Genomic DNA, 12006 nt, shown 5'->3' with positions numbered 1-12006 from the left:
TTCAGTAAAAAAAGAAAAATGAAAATGAATATATGCCGTCGTTTCCTTGACAAGAAATGGCGGCAGTGTTACACTTTTATTGTTAATTAGGAAACGTAGATAGAGGTTGCATTTTTTATGAGTATGATGTCGGATGGACAGGGACAGAAGAAGTCATCAAAAAGGAGAAGATGCCGAAAGGATATAGAATAACCTGGAGCTATATCACTTGGGCGTGGCGTGAAGAACGACACGACTGTCATCGCAGGATGGGGAGCTATCTGATATATACAATATGTATATTTTAGAACGGCGCATCTTGCCGTTTCTTTTTATGTTGCGATGCATATATAAGTGGTGTGCAGAGTAATATAAGGTAATCCGTCAGGGTAACAACAATGTTGAAGATTTAGGAGGACAAAGAAGTGGCAATTTTTAAAGGCGCAGGTGTAGCACTTATTACACCGATGAAGGATAATTATGAAGTTAACTATGATAAATTAGACGAGATTCTGGAAGAGCAGATTGCTAACGAGACAGATTCCATCATTATTTGTGGAACTACAGGAGAGTCTGCTACTATGACAGAGCAGGAACATCTTGATGTGATTAAATTTGCAATTGAGAGAGTAAACCACAGAATTCCGGTTATCGCAGGAACAGGTTCTAATTGTACAGCAACAGCAGTTCAGTTATCTAAAGAAGCAGCAGAAGCAGGTGCTGACGGACTTCTTTTAGTAACACCATATTATAATAAGGCAACACAGAATGGACTGATCGCACATTATACAACTATTGCACAGGAAGCGAAAGCTCCAATTATTCTCTACAATGTACCAAGCCGTACAGGTTGTTCAATCCAGCCGGCAACAGTTGCGCATCTCGTAAAGAATGTAGAGAATATTGTCGGAATTAAAGAGGCATCCGGAGATATCGGTAATGTAGCACAGATTATGCATTTATGTGATGGTAATGTAGATTTATATTCAGGAAATGACGATCAGGTTGTGCCACTTCTTTCATTAGGAGGAATCGGTGTAATCTCAGTATTGTCAAATGTGGCACCGACATATGTTCATGATATGGTTTACAAATATTTATCAGGAAGTACAACAGAAGCATGCCAGATGCAGTTAAAGGCACTTCCACTGTGTGATGCATTATTCTGTGAAGTGAATCCGATTCCGGTAAAAGCCGCTATGAATATGCTTGGTAAAGAATGCGGACCACTTAGAGCACCATTGACAGAACTGGAGCCACAGCACAAAGAACAGTTGAAGAAAGCAATGCAGGAGTTTGGAATTCTGTAAGAACAGAGGTTGACTGACACAGCATATTGTGAGTCATCAAAAAAGAAATGTGAGAAAACGAGGCAGGCACCAGGATGTGTCTGCCTTTTTCAGATTTTAGAATGGAGAGTATAAGATGAAATATTTTGATTGTCATGCAGATACATTGACACAGGTTATCAAAGAAGGAGAAAGTCTGGAAAAAAATACTTGCGATATAGATTTACAGCGTATAGAAAAATTTGCAGATACGTACACGCAGATTTTTGCAATCTGGAAGAATAGAAAAGAGATTTTGCCCGGAACGGAAAGCAGTGTTTTTCGTAAGAGCTATGAGAAAGCAATAGAATTATTGCAAAAAGCAGAAAATAAAATTCGGTTGTGCACATCGGCAAAGGAAATGGAAGATGCGCACCAGAATGGAAAAGCTGCCGCATTTTTATCAGTTGAAGATGTATCGATCATGGGGAAAGACATAGAACGGATTCGTGAACTTGGTTTCTTATTTGTTCTATTATCATGGAATTATGAAAATGAATATGCCTGCGGTGCGGCTATGAATCAGGCACAAGGATTGACGGATAGAGGACGGGATATCGTGAAATTCTTGCTACAACAAGGAATTGTTCTGGATATTTCACATTTATCAGATAGAGGGGTAGAAGATTTATTCCAGATGACGGACAAACCAATTATAGCATCGCATTCTAATGTACGAGCATTGTGTAATCATCCGAGAAATTTAAAGAAAGAACAGATTCAGGAATTGATTCGAAGAAAGGGATTAATCGGAATGAATTACTATCGGAATTTTGTCGGTGGAACAGAAGATGTCGAAGCGATTATAAGACATATGGATGCTGTGCTGAATCTGGGTGGCGAAGATGTACTTGTGTTAGGCGGAGATTTTGACGGATGCAGCGGAGAATTCCCGGATGGTATACAAGGGGTGCAGTCGATGCCTGTTTTGAGAAAGGCAATGTTGGAACATGGATTTGGAGAGAAACTGACAGAGAAAGTGTTTTTTGAAAATGCGAGGGCGTTTATTGGCAGGAATCTGTGATTGGAATAGTGTAAAAAGAGATATAAAGAACAAAAAGGAATGAAGGGATAATTTTGAATCAGCAAAAAGGTTTTTATAAAAATTTTTTCAACATATATGTGGCACTGGTATTACAGAATATCATTACAATCAGCGTCAATCTGGCGGACAACGTAATGCTTGGGGCATACAGTGAAACCGCATTATCAGGGGCGGCAGCAGTAAATCAGATACAATTTGTTTATCAGCAGCTCTTATTAGCTTTGGGAGATGGTTTGGTTATTTTCTGTAGTCAGTATTGGGGGAAGAAGCAGACCGGACCGATGAAGAAGATTGCAGCTATAGCGATGTATGCAGCAATTTTTATTGCAGTTGTATTGTTTGTGCTGGTGAGTTTCTTCCCATATCAGGCAGTCGGTATATTTACAACAGATGGACCGATTATTGAAGCAGGAGTGAGTTATTTAAACGTAATTCGATTTACATATTTGTTTTTTGCAATTACGCAGATACTACTGGCAACAATGCGAAGTGTCGAGACAGTGAAGATAGCATTTCAGTTATCTGTGATGACATTCTTTGTAAACTGCGGAATCAACTATGTATTGATTTTCGGGCATTTTGGGGCACCGGAGCTTGGAATTGTCGGAGCAGCAATCGGTACTTTGACTGCACGAATTATGGAAATCATTGTACTAATTTTCTATATCAAGAAGAAAGATAAGAAATTACAGATAAGATTATCGGATTATTTTTCACTGGATAAACAGTTGGCAAAAGACTATACGAAAATTACCGCTCCAATGGTATTTACACAAGGATTGTGGGGAGTGAATACTGCCTTACAGACAGCAATTCTCGGTCATATGACGGCGACAGCAATCGCAGCAAACAGTGCTGCATCGACATTGTTCTTGTTGATGAAGTCCACAGTGGTCGGAGCGGCATCAACGGCATCAATTATTATAGGAAAAGCAATCGGAGTGGGAGACATTGAACAGGTAAAAAGCTATGCGAAAAGATTACAGAGATTGTTTATTGTCATTGGTGTATGTTCCGGAATTGCGTTATTCTTCCTTCGAGTTCCATTCTTGTCCCTGTATGATTTGAAGCAGGAGACAATGATGATGACAAACACATTTCTAATTATATTAAGCGTTGTTTATGTAGGAATGTCTTACCAGATGCCAACTAATAATGGAATCATTAGAGGCGGTGGTAATACGATGTTTGTTGTTAAAATGGATTTGATCAGCATATGGGGAATTGTTATTCCATTATCTCTTTTCATGGCTTTTGTTGTAAAGGCATCACCGGCGGTTGTTGTATGCTGTTTGAATGCAGATCAGATTTTCAAATGCGTCCCGGCATTTTTAGAATCTCATTATGGAAATTGGATTCGAAAACTGACAAGGGATGATGCATAGAGGAAGAAGAAAAAGGAAATATGAAGGAAGATAAACATAATTGCAGGAGATAAACAGATGGATTTCAAAGAATTAACAGAGCAGGAAAAATTTTTAAAAAAATTATACCAAGGTCAGTATAGAGAAATATTATCAGTTCCGATGCAATATGCAACCTATCAGAAACTTATGAAAGAGCATCCTCAATTGCAGATAGAGGAAGATCTGTATACGAAATATTCAAAGGACCATCATGGGATTACAGTTGTGGATGTGGAGAAAACAACAGAAAACGCTGAAATCAATATGGTTAGACATAGTCGCTATTCCTATCCGATATTGCATAATCATTCCTTTGTAGAGATTGCGTATGTATATAGTGGAAAATGTACGCATTATGTGGAAAACCAGGCATTTGAAATGAAGGAAGGAGATCTATGTATTCTTGCACCAGAATCGATGCATACGATTACGGCACTTGATGACGAAAGCATTGTGCTGAATATTTTGATGAGTAAGAAACAATTGGATGAATCTTTCTTGGCAATGGTTAAAGAAAAACATTTGCTTGCGGATTTTTTTGAAAATATACTATATGGTAAAAGCGTCAGTCCATATATTATTTTTCCGACGGGACAGGATGAATGGATTAAACTGGTATACGAGCATATGTTTCAGGAAATAACAGAGAAAAGGTATGCGTACAGACAAAGTTTGGAGCTTTATGTGCGACAGCTATTCATTCATATTATCCGAAATTATGAAATGCTTGCACAGGTTTCAAAGCCACTTGATAGAAAGCCAGATGAAAATGTTGTTGCAGTATTAGGATATATTTCTGTGAATTATAATAAAGTGACATTGAAAAATGTTGCAGAATTTTTTAATTATAGTGAGTCTTATATGAGCAGGATGCTGAAAAAGTATACAGGTAAGACTTTTGGGGTACTTGTAAATTCATTGCAAATGAAATGTGCAGCAGAGATGTTGAGTACAACGGATAAATCATTATCAGAAATCAGTCAGGAAGTCGGCTGTTTTGATTACAGTCATTTTAGTAAGAAATTTAAAAAAGAATATGATATGACACCGGATATGTATCGTAGAAATCACAGGTTAATATAGAAACATAGATTTAGACGCAAATGTACATGAATTAACGTGAATATACACTGAAAAGGTCATAAATTTACATTGGAAAGGGAAAATATATACATTTTTTTCGAAACAGATTCAAGTATAATTCATCCTAGATAAAGACGTAAACAAAGTTAAAAATCAGGAGGTTTAAGTATATGAGTAATCGAGTAGAAGAAAATCATATTTTCCCTTTTTTGTGGATGCGTGGTGAAGATGAGAGTATTCTGAAAACAGAGATTGAGAAAATTCATGAGTGTGGGATTAAAGCAATTTGCGTGGAAGCACGCCCGCACGATGAATTTTGTAAAGAAGGCTGGTGGCATGATATGGATATCGTCATTGCCGAAGCAAAAAAATATGGAATGCAAATATGGATTCTGGACGATAAACATTTTCCGACAGGATATGCAAATGGCTTGATAGCAGAGAAATATCCAGAGCGTAAAAAAACATATATCACAACAACTGTTGCAGATGTATTTGGAAGTGGTGGATATCAGACATTGGATGTAAGTAGAATGCTTCGCCCGACAATTGGATACTGGGAAATCGGAAATCCGGTAGATATGGAAGAACGGGCAAACAATAAAATTCTTGCGGTTGTTGCAATCCGATGTGCTAATGGGCATTTATTCCATGAAGAGACGATTGATTTGACAGATAAAGTGGAAGGCAATTATGTAAATTTCGAATTGCCAAAAGGACAGTGGCGCGTGCATGTCATTTATAAAACAAAAACAGATGGCGGAAATGATACTTATATCAATATGATCGACAGAGAATCTGCAAGCACACAGATAGAGGCAGTTTATGAGCCACATTATAAACAATATAAAGAGGAATTTGGCAAGACAATCGCAGGGTTCTTTTCAGATGAACCACAGTTTGGAAATATCAAAGAAGTCTGCTTTGATGCAAAACTAGGAAAGCCAAAGATGCCATTGCCATGGAGCGATGAACTACAGCAGATGCTAGAAGGAAAATATGGTACGGAATATGTAAACTATCTTCCATATTTATTCGAAGAGACAGAAGAAAAAGAGAAACAATTGCAGATTCGTTTTGATTATATGGACTTTGTCTCAAAATTATATCAGAAAAACTTTAGTGAACAGTTAGGTGACTGGTGCAAAGCACATGGAGTAGAATATATCGGACATGTTGTTGAGGATAATGGAACACACAGCAGACTGGGTATGGGAGCTGCACATTATTTCCGGGCAATGGCAGGGCAGGATATGGCTGGTATTGATGTGATTGGAGGCCAGATTATTTACGGGGCACCGACACAAACTCGTAAACAAATGACAGATATTGACGGGGAATTTTTCCACTACGCATTGGGAAAACTGGGAACTTCATGTGGTCAATTGGATCCAAAGAAAAAAGGAAGAACAATGTGTGAGCTGTTCGGAGCATACGGATGGAAATTCGGCGTCCGTGATATGAAATATTTACTGGATCATCTGTTGGTAAAAGGTATCAATTATCTGGTTCCACATGCATTTTCGATGGCAGAATACCCAGATATTGATTGTCCGCCTCATTTCTATGCAAGAGGAAATAACCCGCAGTTTCCTTATTTTGCAGAATTAATGAAATATGGAGACAGAATGTGCAAATTACTAAGTAATGGTTTGCATGTAGCATCTGTTGCAGTTTTGTACGATGGTGAAGCTGACTGGGCTGGAAATCATATGCCGATGCAGAAGGTGTGCAGAGAACTCATAGAGCATCAGATAGATTTCAATATTGTGAGCAGAGATATGTTAATAAACCTCAAAGCCTACAATGGAAAAGTGGAAGACAATGTATTATATATAAATGGAATCCGTTTTGAAGCATTGGTCGTTCCTTATACGGAGCAAATTGCGGCAGATTTCGTGGAATTTGTAAAAGAAAATCCAGAATTTCCAGTTATATTTACAGATAAGCTGCCAGATCGAACAGTTAATGGTAACAATTTGGAAACACTTGCATCCTGTGAAGTAGTGAAACTTGCTTCCCTTTCAGCAGAGTTGAAGAATAAAGACATGTTTGACATTGCTGTAGATACAGAGTTTAAAGATTTGAGTTTCTATCATTATGTAAAAGATGGAAAGAATCTGTTTGTATTCTTAAATGAATCAGCAGAGGATAAATTTACAGGACATGTGACACTTCCACTGGAATATAAAGTGAAGTATTATGATGCATGGAAACAGGAGTACAGAAGTGTAGAAAATGATTCGACAATCCTGAAAGACCAGAAGGCTACAAAAGTTTCATTAGAATTAGAGCCGGGAGAAATCGCAGTGCTTGTCGAAACAGAGGGAGAGGTAGTGGAAAACTTACACAGATCATTTGCACAGCAGAGAAATGAATGTGAAAAACAGGTTGAATTTGCATCATGGAATGTGGGCAAAGTAAGAGCAATCGAATATCCGAACTTTGGAGAAACAGAACAGGTAGAAACACTGGAGCTGATTTCATTCAAAGATCCGACATTCTCAGGTGTGATCCGCTATGAATCCGAGGTTGAATTGGATACAGCACCAGCCGAGGCTTATCTGTACGCAGAGCATGTGTATGAGGTAATGAAAGTTGTGGTAAATGGACAGGAAGTTGGAAAATGTATCCGCCCACCATATCAGATGGATATCACAGAATCTTTGCAGGCAGGTAAGAATAACATTGTGATTGAAGTAGCTACAACACCTGCAAGAGAGCAGTTAAAAGGTATGAGACCACCATTTGATTTCAATCATGAAACACTCGAACCGACAGGAATGTATGGAGAAGTAAAGATTTTCTACAATGAAAAATAACTTTTCAAAAGCCGGGAGAATCGCTATAATAGAATATAAGAAATGACAGATACAAACAGCAGGCAGAATCATGTCTGCTGTTTGTGGTATGTCAGAGAGAGGGTACATACATTGAAATATGAAAATATTGTCCGCTGTTGTTTTTCTACCAAGCGGGAACAGATTATGCATTTTCATCAGGATATTGAGATTATCTATGTGTTGGATGGTTCGCTTCAGATCAATTATGAGGAAGAATCGCATCATTTAAATGCAGAGGACTTTATACTGATCAACTCCAAGGTGCGCCATGAATATTTTTCTGATGATGAGGTGTTGTTTGGTAGTCTGTTTATTGATTATACGATGCTGACAGAAATATTTAGTGGGGAACAGCCGTTTTTCTGGTGTAATTCTGCGGAGGAAAAATCAGAAAGCTATGAAAAGATGAGATATTATATCAGGCAGATTTTTAATCTCTATCAGGCGACCGAGGGACAGGCAATTGCGTTAAAGAACAGTATCTATTATCAGCTCATTTATCTGATCACGTCAGATTTTATTGTAAAAAAGGGAATGAAACAATACGATTCTCTGCGCGGAATACAAGATGAGCGTATGAATGAGATTATGAGTTTTATCATGACAAATTACAGAGAACCGATTACATTGCAGGAGCTGTCAGAACGATTATATTTGTCGAATGCATATCTTTCTAAATACATAAAGAAAAACTTCGGGATGAGCTTTTTGAAATTGCTGAATAATATTCGGTTGGACCATGCAGTAAGTGAGCTGTTATATTCAGATAAAACAATATTGAAAGTTGCGATGGATAATGGATTTTCTAATCTGGCATCATTTAATCAAGTGTTTAAAGAAAGCTATCAGATCACACCTGCGGAGTATCGTATACAGATGCAGAAAAAAACAGAGAATTCAGAAAATACAGAGAATGGCACAGCGGTACTGGAAAAGGTAGAACAATATCTGGCATCCAACTTGGTCAGCACTTCTGAGGCGGCAGATTCGGTTGTATCAGTGTTAGAAGTAGATACGAAGAAGAAAGAAAAAACAAAAAAATATTGGAGACGCCTGATAAATATCGGACCGGCAGAAAATTTGATGCGATATGATGTCAGGGCGCAGGTACAATATTTAAAAGAACATCTCGGATTTGAATACATGAGATTTTGGCAGGTTTTTTCAGAAAAAATGATGATCCACATAGATGAAAAAAATACAAAATACAATTTCACCTTGTTGGATCAGGTGATTGATTTTCTTGTTGGACTGGACATCAAACTGCATATAGAATTAGGATTTAAAAATCATACAATTTTTGAAAAAATAGAACGATCACTTCTTAGTATGAATGATGAAAATAATATAGCTATGATTGAAAATAATAAAAGTTTTCTGGAAGAATTAATCCGACATTGGACAAGACGTTATGGTATGGAAGTGGTGGAAAGCTGGTATATTGAGATAGAGAAAAATTCTGTAGTTCAAGAAAATGTAGATGCAGAGGAATACTTTAAAGTATTTGATACCATAGCTGGAATATTTAAAAATTATGCACCGAACATTAAAGTGGGTGGTGCAGGATTTAGCTTAAATATGATGGAAGAGGAATTTTGTCAATTACTCTCTGAGTGGAAAAAGAAAAAGCACCAACCTGATTTTATTTCACTCTATTCATATCCGTATTTGAGAGATGCAGAAATTCTGGATGCAGGAAGAAATCCATATTCTTCAGATACCAGTTATTTGTACCATCAAATTCAACAAGCGAAAACAGATTTGAGACGAGTTGGTATGGATGAAACGGAGCTGTTAGTAACAGAATGGAGTTCTACATTATCAAACCGAAATTGTATGAATGATGGAGTTTATAAAAGTGCATATATAATGAAAAACTTGATCGAAAATTATGGTGAAGTAAAAGCACTGGGGTATTGGGTTGCAACAGATATTTTTTCAGAGAGTATTGATTCAGATGAATTTCTGTTTGGCGGATGTGGTCTGATAAGTAGAAATGGTATCTGTAAACCGGCATATTATGCGTTTGATTTTATGAATCATTTAGAGCACTATATTTTAGGGAAAAATAAAAATGCTATTATTTCTTATAAAGAAAATGGTTTGTTCTTCATATGTTGTCATAATTATAAGCATTTAAATTTCCGGTACTATTCAAGAAATGAAAACGAGATAGAATTGGAAAATCAACAGCGATATTATTCAGATAATGAAAGTATGCAGATGAGTTTTAAAATTGATAATGTAAATAATGGAACGTATATTATCAAAACATTTTCAGTCAGTCAGACAAATGGAAATGTTCAAAATGAATGGAAAGAATTGGATTATTTCAATGATTTATCTTTACAGGAAGTAGAGTATTTACAAAAATGGTGTCAGCCTAAAATGACAATTCATAAAGTTGAGGCTGTGGATCATACGCTTGTAGTAGAAACGCGTGTTGCAGCGCAGGAGATACAAGGAATTGTAGTAGGAGAGTTGTAATGTAGAGAGCTATTTTAAGCATGAATAGATGCTTGAAGTAGCTCTCTTATTATAAAAGATAAAAGGACAAAAATCTGATACCAAAATTTGTTGTTTATAAACCTGATGTAAAATTTTCTTAAAAAAGAACAATTCTATATAAGGATATTGAATTTTTTTACATAGTTGTAAATGCCTTTAAAATGATAATATTTCTTCATCAAGGAAATAGGTCAATGACCGAAAGAGGAGGATGAAAAATGGGTAATAATGCAAAAGAAAAAACAAGCCCAAAACTGGCATTCTGTTATAGTTTAGGAGAAGTCGGTTGCCAGATGAGCTGGTACATGATCAACAACTATCTGATGTTATTCTACACAGATGTTGTAGGTCTTGCTGCCGGAGCAATTTCAATGATCATGTTGATCGCACGTATTTGGGATGCTATCAACGACCCAATGATGGGAAACATCGCAGACAGAACACATACAAAATGGGGTAAATTCAGACCATATTTGTATATGGCACCACCTGTTCTTGCGATTTTTAACATTTTAACATTTACAGCATTCCCAGTGCAGGGAACAGCTAAAGTAATCTTATGTCTGCTCACTTACGTTGGTGCAGGTATGGCATACACAGCATGTTCTATCTCATATCAGGCATTACAGAATGTAATCGCTATTGATTCACAGGTTCGTATGAATCTTGCTACAGCAAGAGGAATTGGTTCTTCTGTAATTGGAATTATCCTTTCAGCATGTGCAATGCCAATGATTCTTCACTTTAGTGGAGCTGAGGTAGCAAATGCTCATGGATATTTTGTTACAACAGTAATCTTATCACTGATCATGATTCCTGTATTCTGGATCTGTGGAGCCGGATGTAAAGAAACATATGCAGAGCAGTTGCATGCAAATGCTCAGGAAGAGAAACTTGGTTTTATTGGAAGTTTGAAAGAAATCGTAAAGAATGACCAGTTATTGATGGTAGTTCTTGCAACAATTTTGGGTACAATTTGTGTATCTGGTCGTATGGGACTGCTTACATACTATATCATTTATGTAGTTGGTGATTATACTGTTATCGCAACAGTATTTACAACAATGACAGTTGCTCAGTTAATTGGTAACTTCTTTATTCCATGGGGAACAAAGACATTTACGAAAAAATGGTATCTGATTATTTTGAATATTATCATGTGTATTGGATTCTTGCTGATGTTTATTAATCCAACAGATAATAAACCATATTTACTTGGTGTATCATTCATCTGCGGACTTTGTAACTCATCATCATCAGTTTGTTTCGGTCTTGTATCAGACTCTATCGAATATGGAGACTGGAAGCTCGGTCGTCGTCAGGAAGGTATTGCAGCTTCTATGTTAAGCTTTGGTGTAAAACTTTCTACAGCTATCAGTGGTTCTGCCGGAGTACTTCTTCTTGCAGCAGCAGGATATGTAGCAGGTGCAGAGCAGACAGCAGCAGCTAAACAGGGAATCAATATTGTAGTAAACATGGTTCCATTTGTAATCGGACTGTTATCTTGTGTACCATTGCTCTTCTATAAACTTTCACCTAAGAAAGTTGCAGAAATCAGAGCTGATCTGGATGCAGGAAAACGTGCATGTGATAAATAAGAAAAACTGACCTTGATAAAAATTGAATAAAATCTTGTGAAAAGGCGGATGTACTAGATTGGAGAAAATCTGGTATGTCCGTTTTTTGACTTAAATATTTTAAATAAAAAAAGATTAAATAATTAGAAATTTAAAATAAGAACTAAAGTGTATCGATATAAAAATATACTCTATTGATACACAATGCATTGCATGTTATATTATATGAAATAAATG

General features: G+C 36.8%; 7 protein-coding genes and 1 riboswitch. All 7 genes read left to right on the top strand.

All coding sequences use genetic code 11. From position 1 onward, the window contains the following. Positions 1-92 precede the first annotated feature (92 nt). Positions 93-267: riboswitch (Lysine riboswitch) on the top strand. 137 nt (positions 268-404) lie between these two features. The 7 genes from dapA (at position 405) to H8S40_RS10020 (ending at position 11790) form a co-directional block, all read left to right on the top strand. After that, positions 405-1289, top strand: a complete 885-nt coding sequence (gene dapA, locus H8S40_RS10050) for a 4-hydroxy-tetrahydrodipicolinate synthase (protein ID WP_118723940.1) — start codon at positions 405-407, stop codon at positions 1287-1289. 115 nt (positions 1290-1404) lie between these two features. Continuing rightward, positions 1405-2331 (top strand): dipeptidase, encoded by a 927-nt coding sequence (locus H8S40_RS10045; protein WP_117989506.1) that lies wholly within the window; start codon positions 1405-1407, stop codon positions 2329-2331. Between the two features lie 53 nt (positions 2332-2384). Next, positions 2385-3737: an MATE family efflux transporter gene (locus H8S40_RS10040; RefSeq protein ID WP_186865186.1), complete on the top strand. Its 1353-nt coding sequence runs from the start codon at positions 2385-2387 to the stop codon at positions 3735-3737. A 57-nt stretch (positions 3738-3794) separates the two neighbouring features. Beyond that, entirely contained in the window at positions 3795-4841 is a 1047-nt protein-coding gene (locus tag H8S40_RS10035) for an AraC family transcriptional regulator (RefSeq protein WP_117989508.1), read from the top strand. Between the two features lie 170 nt (positions 4842-5011). After that, on the top strand, positions 5012-7663 hold the full coding sequence (locus H8S40_RS10030; protein ID WP_186865185.1) for a glycosyl hydrolase: 2652 nt from the start codon (positions 5012-5014) through the stop codon (positions 7661-7663). A 111-nt stretch (positions 7664-7774) separates the two neighbouring features. Beyond that, complete coding sequence (locus H8S40_RS10025; RefSeq protein ID WP_186865184.1) at positions 7775-10171, top strand: GH39 family glycosyl hydrolase; 2397 nt, start codon at positions 7775-7777, stop codon at positions 10169-10171. A 239-nt stretch (positions 10172-10410) separates the two neighbouring features. Continuing rightward, entirely contained in the window at positions 10411-11790 is a 1380-nt protein-coding gene (locus tag H8S40_RS10020; protein ID WP_022074794.1) for an MFS transporter, read from the top strand. The last annotated feature ends 216 nt before the right edge of the window (positions 11791-12006 follow it).

This window comes from Ruminococcus hominis (assembly GCF_014287355.1).
GTDB lineage: Bacteria > Bacillota > Clostridia > Lachnospirales > Lachnospiraceae > Schaedlerella > Schaedlerella hominis.
The sequence above is the reverse complement of the archived record's forward strand: the minus strand, read 5'-3'. Positions and strand labels throughout refer to the sequence as shown.

Bases quoted from the DNA above. Each gene is read 5' to 3' on its own strand.
- H8S40_RS10045 (WP_117989506.1), top strand. From the start codon at position 1,405: ATGAAATATTTTGATTGTCATGCAGATACATTGACACAGGTTATCAAA.
- H8S40_RS10035 (WP_117989508.1), top strand. From the start codon at position 3,795: ATGGATTTCAAAGAATTAACAGAGCAGGAAAAATTTTTAAAAAAATTA.
- H8S40_RS10030 (WP_186865185.1), top strand. From the start codon at position 5,012: ATGAGTAATCGAGTAGAAGAAAATCATATTTTCCCTTTTTTGTGGATG.
- H8S40_RS10020 (WP_022074794.1), top strand. From the start codon at position 10,411: ATGGGTAATAATGCAAAAGAAAAAACAAGCCCAAAACTGGCATTCTGT.